General features: G+C 43.5%; 15 protein-coding genes and 1 tRNA gene. 11 read left to right on the top strand and 5 right to left on the bottom strand.

The window, feature by feature from the left end; genetic code table 11:
- Nucleotides 1-135 precede the first annotated feature (135 nt).
- Together F1644_RS09940 and F1644_RS09935 are read right to left on the bottom strand one after the other, a co-directional pair.
- Nucleotides 136-1,599: a PspC domain-containing protein gene (locus F1644_RS09940; protein ID WP_118303888.1), complete on the bottom strand. Its 1,464-nt coding sequence runs from the start codon at nucleotides 1,597-1,599 to the stop codon at nucleotides 136-138.
- A gap of 11 nt (nucleotides 1,600-1,610) precedes the next feature.
- Nucleotides 1,611-1,946, bottom strand: coding sequence for a PadR family transcriptional regulator (locus F1644_RS09935; RefSeq protein WP_118303890.1), 336 nt, complete (start codon nucleotides 1,944-1,946; stop codon nucleotides 1,611-1,613).
- A gap of 225 nt (nucleotides 1,947-2,171) precedes the next feature.
- Here F1644_RS09935 and gpmI point away from each other — a divergent pair, with 225 nt between their 5' ends.
- Nucleotides 2,172-3,692, top strand: a complete 1,521-nt coding sequence (gene gpmI / locus F1644_RS09930) for a 2,3-bisphosphoglycerate-independent phosphoglycerate mutase (RefSeq protein ID WP_189021495.1) — start codon at nucleotides 2,172-2,174, stop codon at nucleotides 3,690-3,692.
- Between the two features lie 263 nt (nucleotides 3,693-3,955).
- On the opposite strand, the gene F1644_RS09925 is transcribed toward gpmI, so the two are convergent.
- The gene (locus F1644_RS09925; RefSeq protein WP_262889273.1) at nucleotides 3,956-4,336 is read right to left on the bottom strand and encodes a helix-turn-helix domain-containing protein; all 381 of its coding nucleotides are present in this window, start codon (nucleotides 4,334-4,336) and stop codon (nucleotides 3,956-3,958) included.
- A 183-nt stretch (nucleotides 4,337-4,519) separates the two neighbouring features.
- Between F1644_RS09925 and F1644_RS09920 the strand changes: the two genes are divergently transcribed.
- Nucleotides 4,520-4,750 carry a hypothetical protein gene (locus F1644_RS09920; protein ID WP_087421480.1) on the top strand — a complete coding sequence of 77 codons (231 nt, stop codon included), beginning with the start codon at nucleotides 4,520-4,522 and terminating at the stop codon, nucleotides 4,748-4,750.
- A gap of 319 nt (nucleotides 4,751-5,069) precedes the next feature.
- Here F1644_RS09920 and F1644_RS09910 read toward each other — a convergent pair whose 3' ends face one another.
- Both F1644_RS09910 and F1644_RS09905 read right to left on the bottom strand, forming a co-directional pair.
- A complete protein-coding gene (locus F1644_RS09910; protein ID WP_118303898.1) occupies nucleotides 5,070-5,375 on the bottom strand; it encodes a DUF3990 domain-containing protein in 306 nt (101 codons plus the stop codon).
- Complete coding sequence (locus F1644_RS09905; protein WP_118303900.1) at nucleotides 5,372-5,587, bottom strand: DUF3791 domain-containing protein; 216 nt, start codon at nucleotides 5,585-5,587, stop codon at nucleotides 5,372-5,374. Before F1644_RS09905 ends, F1644_RS09910 begins: the two co-directional genes overlap by 4 nt.
- A 485-nt stretch (nucleotides 5,588-6,072) precedes the next feature.
- Here F1644_RS09905 and F1644_RS09900 point away from each other — a divergent pair, with 485 nt between their 5' ends.
- From F1644_RS09900 to F1644_RS09860, 9 genes are all read left to right on the top strand, one after another.
- On the top strand, nucleotides 6,073-6,660 hold the full coding sequence (locus F1644_RS09900) for a DUF3109 family protein (RefSeq protein WP_087421482.1): 588 nt from the start codon (nucleotides 6,073-6,075) through the stop codon (nucleotides 6,658-6,660).
- Between the two features lie 65 nt (nucleotides 6,661-6,725).
- Nucleotides 6,726-6,801 (top strand) — tRNA-His (locus F1644_RS09895).
- Between the two features lie 353 nt (nucleotides 6,802-7,154).
- The gene (gene gcvP / locus F1644_RS09890; protein WP_118303902.1) at nucleotides 7,155-10,043 is read left to right on the top strand and encodes an aminomethyl-transferring glycine dehydrogenase; all 2,889 of its coding nucleotides are present in this window, start codon (nucleotides 7,155-7,157) and stop codon (nucleotides 10,041-10,043) included.
- Between the two features lie 78 nt (nucleotides 10,044-10,121).
- Complete coding sequence (locus F1644_RS09885) at nucleotides 10,122-10,685, top strand: RNA polymerase sigma-70 factor (RefSeq protein ID WP_229782400.1); 564 nt, start codon at nucleotides 10,122-10,124, stop codon at nucleotides 10,683-10,685.
- Between the two features lie 297 nt (nucleotides 10,686-10,982).
- Nucleotides 10,983-12,158, top strand: coding sequence for a FecR family protein (locus tag F1644_RS09880; RefSeq protein WP_118303906.1), 1,176 nt, complete (start codon nucleotides 10,983-10,985; stop codon nucleotides 12,156-12,158).
- A gap of 23 nt (nucleotides 12,159-12,181) precedes the next feature.
- Nucleotides 12,182-13,324: a TlpA disulfide reductase family protein gene (locus F1644_RS09875; RefSeq protein WP_229782399.1), complete on the top strand. Its 1,143-nt coding sequence runs from the start codon at nucleotides 12,182-12,184 to the stop codon at nucleotides 13,322-13,324.
- Nucleotides 13,325-13,333: 9 nt separating this feature from the next.
- Nucleotides 13,334-14,311, top strand: coding sequence for a hypothetical protein (locus F1644_RS09870; RefSeq protein ID WP_118303910.1), 978 nt, complete (start codon nucleotides 13,334-13,336; stop codon nucleotides 14,309-14,311).
- Between the two features lie 85 nt (nucleotides 14,312-14,396).
- On the top strand, nucleotides 14,397-17,765 hold the full coding sequence (locus F1644_RS09865) for a SusC/RagA family TonB-linked outer membrane protein (protein WP_118303912.1): 3,369 nt from the start codon (nucleotides 14,397-14,399) through the stop codon (nucleotides 17,763-17,765).
- An 18-nt stretch (nucleotides 17,766-17,783) separates the two neighbouring features.
- Complete coding sequence (locus tag F1644_RS09860) at nucleotides 17,784-19,190, top strand: RagB/SusD family nutrient uptake outer membrane protein (protein ID WP_209279517.1); 1,407 nt, start codon at nucleotides 17,784-17,786, stop codon at nucleotides 19,188-19,190.

Genomic DNA, 19,190 nt, shown 5'->3' with positions numbered 1-19,190 from the left:
ACATCGACTACCCCCTCCAACTCCCCCTTACACAGGGGGAGAGCTGATTACCAATCGTTTTCCCCTTCTATGTAAGGAAGGGTTAGGGGAGGTAGTTGATGCAGGATTGTTTTTTTCATATTCTTCTTTTTCGGTTTACATGAGGGGGTGAAGTTTCCCGTCTTGCATGATTAATAATATCTTATCTTTATTTAGTCTGGAACGTACGCCCCTGTCAAAATCTCTCAAGTTTCTCAAGTATTGGCTTGTTTGGGATGGAATGAGTACTTTCTTATTCTCAGGTAGGTAGAGAGTCAGCGTCACTCTTTGAGCCCTCCATTGTCCCGCGAGCTTGATGTAATTATCAAATCGGAGCGTGTCGTTTTTGTAATTCCAGTTAAAATCCATGTTGTCATATACGGGTTTTTCTTCTTGGGTGTAAAATTGTACACGTAATGTCGGGGTCGATCCCTCGGCCGAATATATCCTGATGTCCGGAGTAATCATGTTGCTGGAGGCTAATTGGAACACGTTGTGGTCTATGTAAAGATTCTCAGGTATCTTGTAGCGTTCATTTACAAGCAGGACGAGCGTGTCCTGTTGGCTCAGTTCGAGCGATTCTCCATAGCGGGTGCCATCAATCGACCAGCTTCGACCTTCGCTGATCCCCACGAATATGAGTATAACGAGTCCCAGCATCCAACATGAGAGGGCAGAAAGGGCGATCACCTTGTTATTACTCTTGAAGGAGAACAACAATTTGATCGCCATATAAATGATCATGATAATAGGAATTCCAATCAAGAATGATATAGCGATTTTACCCAAAGTGAAGTTTAAGGGCGTGAACGCGTAAGCGAGTTCCATAAAACCACTTTTCCAAGGATAAAGGTTAGGTAAGAATAATGCCGACAAGAAGGCGAACAGCATGAAGATTCCCCCGACGAAGAAGGCCACGCCAATAATAATGGCCAACACTTTTCCGATGATGGTGAATACTTCGTATAAGCCTTCGCCTACCCGGTTCACGAAAGCGGCACCCTTGCCGTTTTTAATCTCCTGGTACTCGTCTTTTATGGAGCGTTCGATGTTGGAGACATTTATATTTTCTCCTTTCATTTCGAGTTTCTGTTTGGTCGTCTTGGCCTTGGGGACGGAAATCCACAAAATGCTATACACGATAATGAATATTCCATAGTAGAAAGACAGAAGTACGAAACCTATCCGGATGAGCAAGGGGGATATGCCCCAATACGCGGCTAGGCCCCCGGCCACTCCGCCAAGTACTTTGTTGTCCGGGTTTCGGTATAGTTTTTTTGCCTGTTTCGGGGCGGATTTCCGGGGTTGCTCGTCTTCGTCGATGATGTCGTCAGGCGTACCCATCGTGGCGATCACTTGATCCACGTCGTCGAGAGTAATCACCTCGCGGAACTGTCCTTTCAAGTTTTCCGTGAAAAGCTCCCCGATCCGGTTCTCGATGTCATCCATGATCTCGTTGCCGTCTTCTTCTTGCGTGTAATATGTTTTGAGGGTATTGATGTATTCTTGTAGTTTTTCCAAAGCGTCTTCATCGATATGGAAAATCTTACCGCTTAAGTTTATAGTATATGTTTTTTTCATGATATGGGTGTTTAGTTGTTATGGTTTTCTTTAATGCTGTTCACGGCAGAGGTCAATTCATTCCAGGAGTTTTCGAGTTCCTTGAGAAAATCTCGCCCTTGTTCCGTGATGCTGTAATATTTGCGGGGAGGGCCTTGCTGTGACTCTTCCCAGCGGTATGACAATAATCCGGTATTTTTCAACCGGGTTAATAAAGGGTATATCGTCCCTTCGACCACGATCATCTTGGAGGCTTTCAGTTTACTGATAATGTCCGGTACGTAGGCGTCCTGTTGTGCGATGATCAGTAAAATGCAGTATTCCAAGATACCCTTCCTCATTTGAGCTTGTGTGTTTTCAATGTTCATCTCTTGGTTCTTTTGTAATGCCAGACAAAGATATGAATAAAAAATAGTATTATGCAATACATAGTACTATTAATTTTAATATTTTATTCTTTCCATCGGAATAAACGGGCGGGGAGCTTTAAAACGTTTTCGTTGATTTTCCTTGATTGTAAGGCACTAAACTGGATATTAAAGATTAACTTTGCTGTGAATTTAAAAAAGTAAATAATAAAAAATAAAATAGATATGAAGAGAGTTTTATTGATGATATTGGACGGTTGGGGTGTTGGAAAACACGATCATTCGGACGCGATCGGGAGTACTCCGACTCCTAACATCACGGAGTTGACGAGTAATAATCCCCGTGCCTTGTTGTACACGAGCGGGGAGAATGTAGGTTTGCCCGACGGTCAGATGGGAAATTCCGAAGTGGGACACTTGAATATTGGAGCCGGACGGGTGGTTTACCAAGATTTGGTGAAGATTAACCGGGCTTGTCGGGATCATTCCATTGCCCAAAACCCGGAGATCGTGAAGGCGTTTAATTATGCCAAGGAGAACGGGAAACAGGTGCATTTCATGGGACTGGTTTCTAACGGGGGAGTACATAGCTCGCTGGATCACGTGTTCGCCTTGTGCGATTTGTCGAAGGAGTTCGGGATCGAGAAGACTTTCGTTCATTGCTTTATGGACGGTCGGGACACGGACCCGAAGAGTGGAAAGGGTTTTGTCGGTGAGTTGCAGAACCATATGAAACAATCCACGGGTAAGATTGCTTCCGTGATTGGGCGTTATTATGCCATGGATCGGGATTCCCGCTGGGAGCGTATCAAGGAAGCTTATGATTTGTTGGTGAATGGTGTGGGTACTCCGGTGACGGATGTCGAGGCGGGAGTGCAGGCCTCTTATGACGCGGGGGTGACTGACGAGTTCATCAAACCGATCGTTTGCGTGGACGAGGCTGGGAAACCCGTGGGAACGATACAACCGGGTGATATGGTGATCTTTTTTAATTTCCGTAATGATCGGGCCAAAGAGTTGACGATCGTGTTGACGCAAGAGGACAAGCCGGATTTCGGGATGAAGACCATGCCGTTGTATTATTGTACGATGACTCCTTATGATGCTAAATTCAAGGGATTACATATTTTGTTCGATAAAGAAAACGTGGTGAACACGATCGGGGAATATATTTCCAAGCAAGGATTGAAACAGTTACGTATTGCAGAGACGGAGAAATATGCTCACGTGACGTTCTTCCTGAACGGGGGACGGGAAGAGCCTTTCGAGGGAGAGAGCCGTATTCTGGTACCTTCTCCGAAAGTGGCAACCTACGATTTGCAACCCGAAATGTCTGCCCCTATCGTGACCGAGAAGATCGTGGAGCAATTGAATGAAAAGAGTGTTGATTTTATTTGCTTGAATTATGCGAACGGGGATATGGTGGGGCATACCGGCGTGTACGAGGCCATCCGGAAAGCAGTGGCTACCGTGGATGAGTGTGTTGGGAAGACCGTGGCTGCCGCACGTGCTAACGGTTACGACGTGTTGATTATTGCCGACCACGGGAATGCCGATAATGCAGTGAATGAGGACGGGACGCCGAACACGGCTCACTCGCTGAATCCCGTGCCTTGTATCTGGGTTACCGATTCTAAGTGCGATCACCTGCGGGATGGGGTGTTGGCCGATGTTGCCCCCACGGTTCTCGCGATTATGGGACTTCCGCAGCCCAAGGAAATGACGGGAAAATCGTTATTAGTTTGATATAAAAATGGGGAGGTCGTGTCAAAAGTCATTTTTCAAACTCCCTCCCCCCTTCGGGGTACTCCCTCTATAAACAGAGGGAGAGTTGAAATACTCCCTGTCTTCGGGAAGAGTCAACAGCTCCTCCTCTGTTTATAGAGGAGGTGGCACGAAGTGACGGAGGAGTTTTTCGAGGATAAAATACCTTTTGACACAACCTCTTTTTGTTTGTCGTGTATTTGAGATTTTTGTAATTGGCAGTGAGAAAAAGAAAAGTCTTGTTATTACTTCTTTTTCAATTGTTCTTCCAATAGGGCAACTTTTTCCTGTTCGGCCTTGACTAATCGTTCGTAAAGTTCTACAATTTTGTCTATTGGATTGAACGTGTATTGACAATTTTGAGAAAAGAAGTGTTCGTTTTCGCTATTCGTAAACGTGTTAAAATAGTTAATAGTTGCCTCTTCGCTCATCGTTTTCAAGGCCTCCGTGGAAACGTGCAATATTTTTACAATCTTATCAAGCATTTCGTCTTCAATTTGTTCTTTTTGCTCTAATTTTGAAAATGCTTGTTGTGTCATGTTTAATTCGGCCGCGAGGGTTTCTTGTTTAATCCCTAGCATATCGCGAATGCGTTTTATACTGTGTCCATGGTGTGTTTTGCTCATAGGTATAGTTTCTGTACTCATAGTTGTTTTATATTCAGTTATACGGGCAAATATACGAAATAATTGTTTATTATGGGTTGTAAATTACACCATTTCGGGAGTTATTTACAAGGCTTGATTGTCGTTTACCTGTAAATTCTCGGCTTTATTTGCATAGGTGTTATAAATAATGGTATTGAGGAAATGAAAATCTATCAGCGTCAATTGGAAGAATGTTACCGGAAACTGGAACAAGCCGAGCAAGTCGGGAAAACGAGGGAATTGCGAGTGAGCTTGGGAAAAGTGATTGATAAGATACAATTAATTAATACAATAGATGATTTGATTCATAAGAAATCGGAAGAAATGAGGCGGTTAGTAGAGGAAGTCTCGGGGGACATTGATGATCTAGCCCGACGGCATCACATCTTTTGATATATTTCCCAACTGGCGATTTTCACATTTTGCCATGATGGATTCTACCGGGGTGTACGAGATGATTGGGCAGAGTGTGGCTGTAATTATCATGATTGACATATATTCTCTTTTGCCTGCCATTCTATCAGTAGTTCATCTGCAAGATATTCATCGCTTAGACAATGCATATCGCCTATTCCTTCGCTTATCAAAGAATAGGTGTCTGAATTATAAAAGAAATCAAGGGCATCTTCGTATGATATATGAAGATGATCGGCAAACAGCTTAACTATTCGGGCGTATTTCATTTGTAGTATGGTCTTATCTGCTTGCATCTTCAATTCCTCCTATTGTTATTTCTGTTGCTTTGATAAAATGTAAATGATGAACTATTACCAACGTAATCTAACCACTCTTCGTTGTAACTACAGAATGTTTTAATTTTAAAATCACTCAACTCATCATCTAATAAATATTCGTTAATATAAGCTTTCTGCTTTTTAAGTAAAAAGCGCATGGCATATTTCCGAGCTTGGTCATATAAAGACGTTAGGTAAAATCCTTTGCCAAAATCTAGATGATCGCATGAGTGATATACATCCGCGAGTTCAATTATAAATGGTGATGCGTGATACAGTTTCATGCTAACAATCCTTTTTCTTTCATATATTGAATAAGATCTTCTACGATGTATTCTTTACTGAACGTGTGAAGTACATCGTATCCTGGAATCAGATATTCTGTAAGGATACCAGAAGAACGTAGTAGCCCGTATACTTTTCCGGCACTCATCTTTAATGTGTCCGCAAGGTTGCCCACGCAAAAAGTTATAAAACTCAATATCTCAAGATTCATATTTTGTTCACTGATTGTTATTGCAAAAATAACACTATTTCTCCGTAATTCAATCGATTCTTATTGTTTTATATTCGTTTGTATCTTAGACTTTTCGTGCCGACTTTTTCAGCAAATATTGGATCGAGGTTCTTTAATCGGTCGGTCGGTTCTCCATGATATAATTCCGGTAAGGGATCGCGGGTGTATTTCGAGTAGGTTGAAGGGTACTCTCGTTAAATTTTCATGCATGGATCAAGCCAAGATGAAAGACAATTGATCCTCTCCGTCCCGTTGACTTCCCGTTGATTTCCCGTTGACTTCCCATTGACTAATTAACGAGACATCGGCACAAGTATGCCGGGAATCCCCGTTATCCTTAAGTCATTACACTGAAAACTGATTACTTCTGTCGTCCCCTAGCGCTTGTAATGGTGGCGGGAGATTAACGATTCTATCTTTTTTATTGTAACTTTGCGAGATCATTTTCAATTTTCAATTAAAACATGATACAGATAGGGGATACAATTATAAGCTTGGATATTTTCGAGAAGAAATTTTGTTGTGATTTGGCAGTTTGTAAAGGAATTTGCTGCGTGGACGGGGACTCGGGGGCACCATTGGAAGAAGGGGAAGCGGAACAGATCCGGGAAAATTACGAGAAGATTAAACCTTACATGAAACCCGAGGGAATTGCCGCCGTGGAGGAACAGGGCTTTTCCGTGGTTGACATAGAGGGTGACACGGTTACCCCGCTAATCGATGGGCGGGAGTGCGCATATATTATCGAGGAGAACGGGTGTTCGTGGTGTGCCATTGAAAAAGCGTGGAGCCGGGAAGAGAGTTCTTTCCGTAAACCTATATCTTGCCACATGTACCCGATCCGGGTGAAACAATACCAGAATTACGAGGCTATGAATTATGACCAGTGGACGATTTGTGCTTGCGCCCGCTTAAAGGGTGAGCAAGAGGGGATTCCGGTGTACGTGTTTTTGAAAGATGCTCTCATTCGCAAATACGGGGAGGAGTGGTACGAGCAATTATGCTACGCCGCACGGGAGATTGAGACGGGAAAAATCAAGTTTGGACGCTAATTTTTTTGGAACTTTTCTTTGCGGAAAAAGAAAGTTATTCTATCTTTGCAGCGCAAAAGCAAAATGGTGGATGTAGCTCAGTCGGTTAGAGCGTCGGATTGTGGTTCCGAAGGTCGTCGGTTCGAGACCGATCTTCCACCCACGGAAACGGAGAATTGAAATTCAGTTCTCCGTTTTTTTATTTCTTCCCGGTTGGGAAGAATGGAAATTCGGATGAAAATCAAGTGGTCTCTTGTAATATAACACGGTGAAATCGAATTCCTAGAAGGAGTTGTTATATCTTCTTTGAATAAAGGGTATATTCATGGTAATATTTCGGTAAAATTTTCAACTGTACTTGAAAATTCTTGTGTTTGTAGGAAAATATTCGGTTATGATTGAATATATATTCCTATGCTGTTTTTTTGCAAGGACGAGAATTATGTCTATTTTTACACAATCGTTGACGAAACGGTGTAATTGAATATAAATCATTAATAATTAGAATAAATTACATGGCAACAGAGAAATTTTTGTGGAGACACATAGGGCCGCGTCCGGAGGATATTGAAAATATGCTCAAAGTGGTTGGTGTTAGTTCACTTGACGAGTTGATCGAGCAAACCGTGCCGGAGTCTATCCGTTTGAAAAAAACGTTGGATTTGCCGGCTCCTCTTACCGAGTTCGAGTTTATTTCTCGGATGAAGGCGGTAGCTTCAAAAAATAAATTATACAGAACCTTTATCGGTCAAGGATATTATGACACGATTACCCCTGCCGTGATCCAACGGAATATTTTGGAGAATCCGGCTTGGTACACGTCATATACTCCCTATCAGGCTGAAGTTTCACAAGGTCGTTTGGAGGCTTTACTGAATTTCCAGACGATGGTGGTGGAACTTACCGGGATGGAAATTTCTAACTGTTCGCTGCTTGACGAGGCGACGGCTGCTGCCGAGGCCATGACGATGATGTACGGCCTGCGCGGCAAAGAGATGAAAAAAGCGGGTGCCAACAAATTGTTTGTTGATAACCAGATTTTCCCGCAGACGAAGGACGTGTTAATCACCCGTTCTGCCCCGCAAGGAATCGAGTTGGTTTATGGTGATTACGACACGTTTGAATTTACCCCGGATGTATTCGGTGCTATTATCCAGTACCCGGCTGCTAACGGAGAGGTTCGTGATTACAAGGCTTTTGCTGATCGTGTACACGCGAACGGAGCATTGTTGTCGGTTGTGGCTGATATGATGAGCCTCGTGTTGCTGACTCCTCCGGGAGAATGGGGTGCTGACGTGGTTGTGGGAACAACGCAACGTTTCGGTATCCCGATGTCTTACGGTGGACCTCATGCTGCTTACATGGCAACGAGAGAGGAATACAAACGTAACATCGTGGGACGTATTATCGGTGTGACGATTGATGCACAGGGAAATCATGCATTGCGTTTGGCTTTGCAGACCCGTGAACAACATATCAAACGGGAGAAAGCTTCTTCCAATATCTGTACTGCCAAGGCTTTGAATGCCACGATGGCCGGATTCTATGCCGCTTATCACGGTCGGGAAGGATTGGAAAGAATTGCCCGTCACATTCATTCTGCGGCCGTGATTCTGGCCGAGGAAATCCAGAAATTAGGCTACAAGCTGAAAGTGGATAAATTCTTTGACACGTTGCGTTTCGAGTTGCCGGAGGGTGTTTCTCAGGCTGCCGTTCGTGACGCTGCCTTGGAGCAGGAAATCAACTTGTTCTATTGCAACTGCGGTTGTGGTAAAGTAGTTGGTTTGTCAACTGACGAGAAGATCAACGAGAAAGAAATCAACACGTTAATCGGTATTTTCGCTAAGGCTGCCGGAAAGACTGCCGAGCATGTCGAATTCCTTGACGATCGCACGGTGCTTGACCCGACGATGTTGCGTGACGACGAGATTCTGCAACAATCCGTGTTTAACATCTATCACTCCGAGACCGGAATGATGCGTTACATGAAGAATCTGGAAAGAAGAGATATTTCTTTGGTTACTTCCATGATTTCTTTGGGATCTTGTACGATGAAATTGAATGCTGCTGTTGAGATGTTGCCGATCACGTGGCCGGAACTGGGTGCTATCCACCCGTTTGCCCCGATGTCTCAAGCAGAAGGTTACCAACAAATGATCCGGGAAACCGAAGAAATGTTGTGCAAGGTGACCGGATTTGCCGGATGCAGTTTGATGCCGAATTCCGGTGCCGCCGGAGAGTATTCCGCTTTGATGGTGATCCGTCAATATCATATCTCTCGTGGAGAGGGGCATCGTAACGTGATCCTGATCCCGGCTTCTGCTCATGGTACGAACCCGGCTTCCAGTACAATGGCAGGTTTCAAGATTCTTGTTACCGCTACTGACCCGGAAGGAAATATCGACGTGGAAGACTTCCGTAAGAAAGCTATCGAAAACCGGGATAATTTGATCGGAGCGATGATCACCTACCCGTCAACTCACGGTATTTTCGAGGAATCAATCAAGGAATTGTGCAAGATCGTTCACGAGAACGGCGGACAAGTATTCATGGATGGAGCCAACATGAACGGGCAGTGTGGTTTGACCAGCCCGGGAGAGATCGGTGCTGACGCTTGTCACTTGAATTTGCACAAGACGTTTGCTATGCCTCACGGTGGTGGTGGTCCCGGTGTCGGCCCGATCTGCGTGGCGTCTCACTTGGTGAAATTCTTACCGTCACACACGATGGTGAAGACCGGAGGCGAGGAAGGTATTCACGCCGTGGCTGCCGCTCCTTACGGTTCTGTTGGAATGTTACCTGTAACTTACGGTTACTTGTTAATGTTAGGTGGCGAAGGTTTGGCTATGGTGACCAAGATGGCGATTTTGAACGCGAACTATCTGGCTTCATCTTTCGAGAAATTAGGATTCAAGATTCTGTTCAAGGGATCGAAAGGTCGTGTAGGTCACGAGATGATCTGGGATTGCAACATGTTCAATAAAGAATACGGAATTTCTGAGTTGGATATTGCCAAACGTTTGATGGACTTCGGTTTCCACGCTCCTACCTTGTCATTCCCCGTTCACGGGACCTTGATGGTTGAGCCGACGGAGAGCGAGCCGAAAGAAGAGTTGGATCGTTTCATCGAGGCGTTGAAGACTATCCGCGAGGAAATGATCGAGGTGGGTGAAGGTAAAGCCGACAAGACGGACAACGTTTTGAAGAATGCACCTCACACGCATAAAGTGTTGACGGCTGACGAGTGGTCTCACGCTTACCCGCGTAGCAAGGCGGCTTACCCGCTTGCATGGGTGGCTGAGAACAAATTCTGGCCGCAAGTAGGTCGTGTGGATGATGGTTATGGTGATCGTAACCTGATGTGTACCTGCGATCCGCTTGAGTCATACACGGACGAGAAATAAATTCTTTTAAATTATAGGGAAAGCGTTTCATGTTGAGGTTGAAACGCTTTCCTCTTCTTATTTTCCATGGAGGAAAGCATGTTAGATCAAGATGTTTTGTTGGATTTGTTGGCACGTAAGGATAACCGGGCTTATCAATATTTGTATCAATGCTACTACGTGGCATTGAAGGCTTTGGCAAATTATTACGTGAAGGATAATGACGTGGCGGAAGATCTGGTGCAGGATGTGTTTATTTCTTTGTTGGAAAGTGACTACAAGTTCAAGACGGAGAATGACATCAAGTATTTTTTATACAGTTCTCTGAAAAATAGATGTATTAGTCATTCCAGAAAACAGAAAGTCCGGGATAAATATTACCGGGATGTTGTGTCCTCGCAGAATGAAGAGGAACATTTTTGGGATAAGGTGTTGGAAGAGGATGTTTATGCCCGGTTGATGGCAGCTATCGAGACTCTACCGCCTCAGTGTAAATTAGTAATGATGATGACCCTAGATGGGTTGAAAGCGTCGGAGATTGCCGAACGTTTGCATATTTCCGTGGATACCGTGAAGGATCATAAAAGTAACGGGAAGAAAAAATTGACCGCCCAGTTGAAAGATGCAGAGTTGCTCTGTTTGATCGGGTTCCTTTGGTTGTAATACTCGTCACGGAAGTGCTATTTTTTCAGGTGTAAAAAAAATTTTTTAGGAGACACCCCCCTTTTGGGAGGTCGTGCGTTTTATTTATAGAACTGGGAATGAAATAGGTTTAAACGTTCCGTTATTGATATTTTAAATATTTAGATTTCCCTTTTTACGTTGGAATTTTGCTTTTTCTTAAGGCGTTTGTAATCAGCGTTTTTCCAATCAAAATGATTTAATAGATTTCTCGTTATTAAACCACCTTTATGCTCTCAATAAAGGAACGTTTAATGCGATTTTATAAATTGTATACTGATGAACGATAAAGAAATGTTATTCAAAATATCCTTGTTGATTTCCAAGAGTTTATCTGGGAATATCACGAAAGAGGAACAAGCCGAATTAGATTCGTGGCGGGAAGAATCCGAATATAACAAGAAGTTGTTCGAGCAAATTTGTTCGGAGACGGTAATGCGTGAAAAACTTGCTCAATATAAGAGTGCGAACGTGCAGACTGCGTTTGATACCTTTGTTAAAAGGAGAGAGAAACTACATTCTCGTCAGCGCTGGATAGGAAAGTTATCCCGTTACGCGGCTATTTTTATCGTACCCGTGTTGGCCGTGGTGTTTTATTATAGCCAGAGAGAGAACGTTGAAATAACTGAAGAACCACAATCCAAGAGTGGGGTGGTTACGGTTCAGAGAAATTTGCCGGTGTTGACGCTTTCTAACGGGAAAGAAATGGTCTTGTATAATCAGGAGTTGTTGTTGGAAGAAGAGAACGGGGTGAGAATTTCAGTGAATGAAGAGGGGCGTATGCAATATGACCGGGCGGATTCCGTGGGAACGGAAATGGTGTATAACACTTTGACAACGCCTTCACAATGTGATTTTACGTTCACTTTGGCAGATGGAACAAAGGTGTGGATGAATGCTAAATCTTCTTTACGCTATCCGGTTGCTTTTCAGGGAAAAGAACGGGTGGTTTACGCGGAGGGAGAGATATATCTGGAAGTGGCCCGGGATGAGAAACATCCGTTTTTCGTGATGCTTAACGGGATGAAGGTGGAGGTGCTGGGAACTTCTTTTAACGTGAATTCCTACGCGGATGAGAATTACACGGAGGTGACACTGGTGGAAGGACACGTGGCGGCTTACGTGGACGACAAGAGCTACGATCTATTACCAAGCCGACAATTACGCTGGGATAAGGAGAATGAATCCGTGGATGTAAGAACCGTGAATGTTAATGATTATATCGCTTGGAAGAAAGGGCAATATGTATTTAAGGGGCGGTCTTTGGAAGAGGTTGCTAAAGTATTGGAGCGTTGGTACGACGTGGAGATCATCTTTGAGAATGAAAAAAGTAAGGAGACGGTTTACACCGGGGTAATTAATAAAGAGGAGAATTTTGATGCTTTTGTCTTACGATTGAGAGAGACGTCATCTCTATCGTGTCGGATGGAAAGTAATAGATTATATGTCAAGTAATTTTAATCGTAAAGAAAAATTGTATGAAAAGAATTTTAGTATTAGGATGTTTGTTGATGTCATTTGTCGGGCTTTTCGGGCAAAATGAAACCTCAAAAGAGACGAAAGATTGTACGATTCAAGGAGTGCTAGATGGTGTTTATAAAGGAACGAAGGTTTATTTGGTGGAGGAAGAGGAGATTAATGGTGCGTCCAAGGTGATTGATAGTTGTGATGTCAAGGATAATCGTTATACGTTTGTTATAAAGAATGTGACTGTTCCACGGATGTATTTTGTGAAAAGTGGTGATCCGAACAGTTTGAGCCCGATCACTCCGGTTTGGGTAGAGCCGGGAAATGTGAAAGTTCGAGCTAATTCTGAGTTTTTTGTGAATTGTACAGTCACGGGAACGGCTAATAACGAGATTTTTAGTGCTTACAATGCAGAGATGAAACATTTTGTGGATAGTATGCTGCGTTCGGCTAATATCGATCGGTTGTTGAATAGAAATCAATCACAGGCGGAGCAAGATAGAGATTTTAAAGCTCGTACGGCTCAACATAATAACAGATCTTTGCGTTTGCAGGAAGAATTAGTTCGCAGGTATTATGATCAGGCAATAGCACCGTTTATGATTTTCTGGGAGATGAAAGCGAACGTTACTCTTGACCAGTTAAAAGAATTACGTGCAGTGGTTTCCCCGAGTCTGAACGGACATCCTTACACGAAACAATTGGATGAATATATTCGTTTAGCTGAATTTAAGGTAGGGAGCGATATGCCGGATTTCGAATTACCGGATAAGGATGGAAAATCGTTTAAATTGAGTAGTTTGAGAGGTAAGTACGTGTTAGTCGATTTTTGGGCTTCTTGGTGTGGTCCGTGTATGCGGGAAATGCCTAACGTGGTGAAACTGTACAACGAATGTAAAGGGAAGAATTTTGAGATCGTGGGTGTTTCTTTGGACCAGAAGCGTGATGCATGGTTGAATGCCGTGGAGAAGAACAAGATGAAGTGGATTCAAGTGAGTGACTTGAAGTCTTGGGCAACCCTTCCCGTGAAATTGTGTAATGTTTCGGCTGTACCTTATACCGTTTTGATCGATCCTCAAGGTAAAGTGATCGCCTTGAATTTGAGGGGGGAGGAGTTAATTAATAAGGTGAAGGAAGTTTTGAACAAGAAATAACAGGAATACATGAAACATATATTTTTGATTATAGGATTAGTAAGTGTTCTTACTTTTCCGGCGGAGGCCAAAGGACGCCCTACCGTGATCAGCGCGGAGATTTACGGGTATGTACGGGATCAGGTGTATTTTGATTTTCTGGAGAAAGAGGGGATTAATATGGAATTCCCGTATAAGGAGGGACAGGTGATCGAGTTTACCGTGGACTTGGACGATGTGACCACGTTGGTGTTGAATACATTTATCGAGATGTATTTACAGCCGGGGGATTCTATCCATGTGAAACTGACTTACGATGGAAAACGTTACGAGTCGGTAGAGTTCTCCGGAACCCCGGCAGCGGTCGCTATCTGTTCCGCGATAAATAAAAAGGAGATGTTACAGCGGGAACGTCGTTATAAAACTAATATCCCGGCCATGTTGGTGACTCAAACTGATGCGAAGAAGTTTCACGCGGCAACGGTGCAGGAAGTGAAAGATGAGGAGAAGATTATAAGTGAGGTGAAAGATCAAATTGATCCCCGGGTGTATAATATGGCGATGGCGCAAATTGAAGGAACCTTGTTGACGAATCTGATTACCTATCCTTACGCGAGTGCAGATTTTCACAAGAAAAAATTGGAGGATTGTCTGGCCGAGGATTATTGGACGGCTTTGGATGATTACAAGCTCCGGACGGATGAGGCGTCATTGAGAAATCGGGTGTATATGGCTTTTCTCTTACCTTACAAAGATTATATGCGTCGCAAAGAGGCTCATGATCAAGGGAAGGATTATCAGCCGTTGACTTCCTTGGAGGAACAATATAAGGATGTGGCTGCTTTTTACAAGGGGTCTTTACAGGATGCTGCATTATTCGTACTCCTGTACAATTCAATCACATCCAATGGAGATTTTAACGTGATCGAGAAACTGGTAAAAGATTATTTGAAAAAGTATAATAAGAATAAGGAATACAAGAAGATTTTGAATCAAGTGATGCAGTAAATTAAAAAGGGGAAATGTATTGCAGTACATTTTCCCCACTCTGAATTTTAATTTAATTTCTCTAAATTAAAAGCAATACAAAATTATGCAAAAAAAGAAGTGTCTATGTAGAGATTTAATCATTAAATCGATTTGTTGTGTTTTTTTATATGCTTTGCTGCCAATTTCGTCTGTTTTGGGGCAGGAACAGGATTATAAAAAAACGAGAGTAACGCTGAATGTGAAGGATATGAAATTGAACGACGTGCTTGATACGCTGGCATCAGTGGCTAAAGTACGATTCTTTTATAATCATTCGCAAATAGATGTTAATAGGAAAGTGTCCTTTGATGTGAAGGATCGAGAACTGGATTACGTGTTGATGCTTGCTTTGGGAGATCAACCGGTGTCCGTGGAGTACCAGATGAATCGTGTCGTGGTTTTGAAGTATCAAAAACCGACACAAGGAGTAACTATTTATAAAATTAACGGAACTGTTATTGATGCATCCACGAAAGAGCCTCTTCCCGGTGCGAGTATTATCCTGAAAGAGAATAAGGGGATGGGAGTGGTGACGGATTTTGACGGGAAATTTTTTATCGAGGTTCCTCAGGGAACATCTGCCTTGTTGATTTCATTCGTTGGCTACGAGGAAGAAACGATTACGGTGACCGGGGATATGAAAGATTTGGAGATCAAGTTGACGGCGAAAACCACGGAGATCGAAGACGTGGTGGTGACGGGTATGGCACCTCGTAAGGTGGAAAGTTTCTCGGGTGGTTATGTTTCCGTGAAAGGGAGCGAGTTGAAGAAGATAAGCCCGAATAATCTGTTGAAGGCTTTACAGGTTTTTGATCCGAGTTTTCGTATCGTGGAAAATAATAATGCTGGTTCGAATCCGAATGCCATGCCGGAATTCCGCTTGCGGGGTGACGTGCAGCTAGGAAACGGCGGGGTGGATGCTAATAGCATGGAGATGATGATGGGAGATTATTCTCAACGCCCGAATATGCCGCTTTTCGTGTTGGATGGATTTGAAACCACCTTACAACGGATTGTAGACTTGGACCCGGAACGTGTGGAATCCATTACTATTTTGAAGGATGCTGCTGCAACGGCAATTTACGGTTCGAAAGCCTCTAACGGGGTGCTTGTTGTGGAGACAAAGAAACCCCTTCCGGGAGCGTTGAATATTTCATATAGTATGAATATGGGTATTTCTGTTCCTGATTTGTCGGATTATAATTTGATGGATGCGGAAGAGAAGTTGGAATACGAACGGATGGCCGGGGTATTCAGCACGACGAGCCAGTTGAATTATTACAATAAATATAAAGAAGAAATTTTAAGAGGGGTTGACACGTACTGGTTGTCAGAGCCCTTGCGGACGGCCGTCACTCACCGCCACACGTTGACAATGGAAGGTGGAGATGAGGCGTTAAGATATAACTTGGGAATAAATTATTCAAGAGAACCGGGAGTGATGAAGGAATCCGGGCGTAACAGCATGGGTTTGAATCTATCTCTTCAATACCGTCGGAAAAAATGGAATATCCAGAATCAATTGAGCCTGACGAACGTGAGAGGGGATAATTCTCCTTACGGTTCTTTCAGTCAATACACGAAATTAAACCCGTATTACCGGAAAACGGACGAGAACGGACGTTATACCAGTCTTTTGGACCAGAAGAAGTTACCGGGCGAAGGGGGAGGAACGGTGAATATCGTGAACCCGTTGTATAATTTGTTGTGGAAATATAAGGATTTCACGGAGAATTTTAGTGTCGTGGATAACTTTAATATCGAGTGCGCGATTCTGGAAAATCTCCGGGTGTCAGCGGGAGCGTCCATCACGAAAGGTACTTCCCGGATGGAGGTTTTCAAATCCATGAATCATACGGATTTCTTGGGAGAGACGGATTTGACCAGAAAAGGGTCATACAACAAGAGTACAGGGGATAATGTTTCTTGGAGCGTGAATGCTTCTGTAAGTTATAACTACACGAAGGATAAGCATTTGTTAAGTGTGTTCGGACGTTGGAACGTGGATGAGAACAAGAGTAATAGTGTAAACTTGTCGGCTATGGGTTTCCCGAATGATAATATGGATGACTTTTTGTTTGCTTACGAGATGGAAGACCGGGTGAGCGGGTCGGAATCTACTTCCCGGACGGTCGGAATTATCGGACAGCTTAGTTATATGTATGATATGCGTTTCTCGGTAGACTTTAGTATTCGTGGGGATCTTTCCTCGCAATTCGGGTCGAACACGGGTATGGCTCCTTTCTGGGCAGCCGGGGCTCGTTGGAATGTACACCGGGAAAAATGGTTGCAAAATACTTTCATCTCAAACTTGGTGTTACGCGGATCATACGGTATCACGGGATCACAAAGTTATTCCCCTTATCAGGCGAAAGAGACTTACACGTATGATGATTTGTTGTTCCCCTATCCCTCTTCGGATATATTGGGAGCGCAGTTGAAAGGTATGGGTAACCCGGATTTGGGATGGTCCACGACGAAGAATCGTAGTTTGGCGATAGAAGTCGGACTATGGAATAGTCGGGTAAATGCATCCTTCTCGTATTACAATAATTACACGGATGAGTTGCTGTTGGATTATAATATGGCTCCTTCTACCGGATTTGCGAGCAAAACCATGAATGTGGGAGCTGTTGAAAACGAAGGATATGATATTTCGTTAAGCGTGATGCCTATTCAGGATTACGAAAGACAGATTCAATGGAGTATCTCAATGAACGGTTCGCATAATCGTAACGTGATCAAGAAGATTTCGAACGAGATGAAGGCTATGAACCAGACAAATTTGGAGAAAAAGAACGGGAGCCCGGAGGCTATTTACGAGGAAGGGAAATCTACCACCCAGTTGTTCGTGGTTCCTTCTTTGGGAATTGACCCGGCCACGGGGCAAGAAGTGTTCTTAACCCGCAACGGGGAGAAAACCTATATCTGGGATCCGCTGGATAAAGTGGCAATCGGTGACACGGAACCGAAATTGAGAGGTTCTATTTCTTCCGCGTTTACGTATAAGAATTGGAGTGTTTCTCTGGCTTGTTCGTACGAGTTGGGAGCATGGTGGTATAACCAGACACTGGTAGATAAAATAGAAAATTCAAGTGCTGCTTATAACTTGGATCGCCGGGCGTTATCACACCGTTGGAGCGAGAATAACCGGAATGCCCGTTATAAAGCGATAACGATGACGAACCAAGATACGGGAATGAGTAGTCGTTTCGCTCAGAAACGGAATGAATTGTCGTTTACGTCTTTGGCAATCGGTTATCGTTTTGACCCGAAGAATTTTAAATTCTTGCAAGCGTGCCGGATTGCCAGTATGTCGCTGAACGCCACGATGGAGGAATTAGGTCGAATTTCATCGATCAGAACGGAAAGGGGATTGGATTACCCGTTTGCCAGAACGTTCAACGTGTCGTTGTCGGTATTGTTTAATTAAAATGAGGAGGAGTACGAGATGAAAAACTTATTATTATCAGCAATTTGCATCGTTTCGTTGTTCTTGTCTTCCTGTCAGAATTGGATTGATGTGAATCCGAAAACGGATATTGAGGCCGAAGAGTTCTTTACTTCAGAGGACGGGTTCAAGAGTGCGTTGACCGGATTGTATAGCATGATGGTGCTGGAAAAGTCATACGGAAGACAGATGACGTTTGATTTCGTGGAGAAATTGGTTCAACGATATGACAATTACGCGGCAGGAACCGTGACGGATGAGGAACGGGCTGCTATCTATAAATATGGTGAAACGACAAGTTCTAAAAATGCGATTGCCGAGATCTGGTTGAAGTTATATAACGAGATTGCGAATATCAATAATTTTCTGCAATACCTTGAGTCAAACGGGGATGTGATCGTGACGGAGGGGTATCGTGATCTGATGAAAGGGGAGGCTCTTGGCTTACGTGCATTCCATTATTTTGACCTGTTGCGTTTGTGGGGACCTATTTATACCCAGGATTCGACAAAAGCATGTATTCCTTACCGGGAGCAATTTAATTCGGAAAGCGCACCCTTGATGGCAGCTAACGAGGTGATGAAACGTATTGTTGCCGATTTGAAAGCTGCCGAGGAATTGTTGAAGAATGATCCGATGAATTATGAGAATGTTGCAGACGAGCCTTTCATCGGTTATCGCAAGCATCGTATGAACAAGTATGCCGTTAAGGCTATGTTGGCCCGCGTATATTTGTACATGGGAAATAAGACGCAGGCAGCGAATTATGCCCGGGAGGTAATTAATGATTCCGGGTTGCGGCTTGTACGTGATAACCGGGAAGACGTGTCTTCGTACGGGGAGACTATTTTCGGACTTTCCATGTATAATATGGAAGAAAAGTTAGCGGCTTATTGGAAAGATGCCACGACTTTCGACACGCAGTACTATATTTCTCGAACCAATATTTCATCCGTGTTTGAAACCAATTCGGGCATCGGGTTGAATGATATGCGTTATCGTTCGAATTATGGCTTTATTCATACTTCTGCCAATCTTTTTCTTTGTCGCAAATATTTAGGTGCCAGCGGAATGTATGGAGAGAAAATCCCGTTGATCCGTTTGGCTGAGATGTACTATATACTGGCAGAATCGGTTGCTTTGTCTGAATGTGGACAATATATTAACGCGGTGAAGAACGCCAGGGGTATTTCCAGGGCATACGACGTTGGCACGGGTGTGACTGAAGAACAACGTTTGGAGGAATTGAACAAGGAGTATCAAAAGGAATTTTTTGCAGAAGGGCAGTATTTCTACTTCTTGAAAAGACATAACATGAAAACCTTCTACCGTTGTCCCGTGGAGAATTTTTCAGCTTACGTGCTTCCGGTTCCGGATGACGAAAAAACGTATGGTGAGGCTGAGTAA

Source organism: Butyricimonas paravirosa (assembly GCF_032878955.1).
In the GTDB taxonomy this organism is placed as follows: Bacteria; Bacteroidota; Bacteroidia; order Bacteroidales; family Marinifilaceae; genus Butyricimonas; species Butyricimonas paravirosa.
The sequence above is the reverse complement of the archived record's forward strand: the minus strand, read 5'-3'. Positions and strand labels throughout refer to the sequence as shown.

Coding starts and splice junctions, on each gene's coding strand:
- gpmI (WP_189021495.1), top strand. CDS start 2,172: ATGAAGAGAGTTTTATTGATGATATTGGACGGTTGGGGTGTTGGAAAA.
- F1644_RS09865 (WP_118303912.1), top strand. CDS start 14,397: ATGCAAAAAAAGAAGTGTCTATGTAGAGATTTAATCATTAAATCGATT.
- F1644_RS09885 (WP_229782400.1), top strand. CDS start 10,122: ATGTTAGATCAAGATGTTTTGTTGGATTTGTTGGCACGTAAGGATAAC.
- F1644_RS09940 (WP_118303888.1), bottom strand. CDS start 1,599: ATGAAAAAAACATATACTATAAACTTAAGCGGTAAGATTTTCCATATC.
- F1644_RS09910 (WP_118303898.1), bottom strand. CDS start 5,375: ATGAAACTGTATCACGCATCACCATTTATAATTGAACTCGCGGATGTA.
- F1644_RS09920 (WP_087421480.1), top strand. CDS start 4,520: ATGAAAATCTATCAGCGTCAATTGGAAGAATGTTACCGGAAACTGGAA.
- F1644_RS09875 (WP_229782399.1), top strand. CDS start 12,182: ATGAAAAGAATTTTAGTATTAGGATGTTTGTTGATGTCATTTGTCGGG.
- gcvP (WP_118303902.1), top strand. CDS start 7,155: ATGGCAACAGAGAAATTTTTGTGGAGACACATAGGGCCGCGTCCGGAG.
- F1644_RS09935 (WP_118303890.1), bottom strand. CDS start 1,946: ATGAACATTGAAAACACACAAGCTCAAATGAGGAAGGGTATCTTGGAA.
- F1644_RS09860 (WP_209279517.1), top strand. CDS start 17,784: ATGAAAAACTTATTATTATCAGCAATTTGCATCGTTTCGTTGTTCTTG.
- F1644_RS09880 (WP_118303906.1), top strand. CDS start 10,983: ATGAACGATAAAGAAATGTTATTCAAAATATCCTTGTTGATTTCCAAG.
- F1644_RS09905 (WP_118303900.1), bottom strand. CDS start 5,587: ATGAATCTTGAGATATTGAGTTTTATAACTTTTTGCGTGGGCAACCTT.
- F1644_RS09900 (WP_087421482.1), top strand. CDS start 6,073: ATGATACAGATAGGGGATACAATTATAAGCTTGGATATTTTCGAGAAG.
- F1644_RS09925 (WP_262889273.1), bottom strand. CDS start 4,336: ATGAGCAAAACACACCATGGACACAGTATAAAACGCATTCGCGATATG.
- F1644_RS09870 (WP_118303910.1), top strand. CDS start 13,334: ATGAAACATATATTTTTGATTATAGGATTAGTAAGTGTTCTTACTTTT.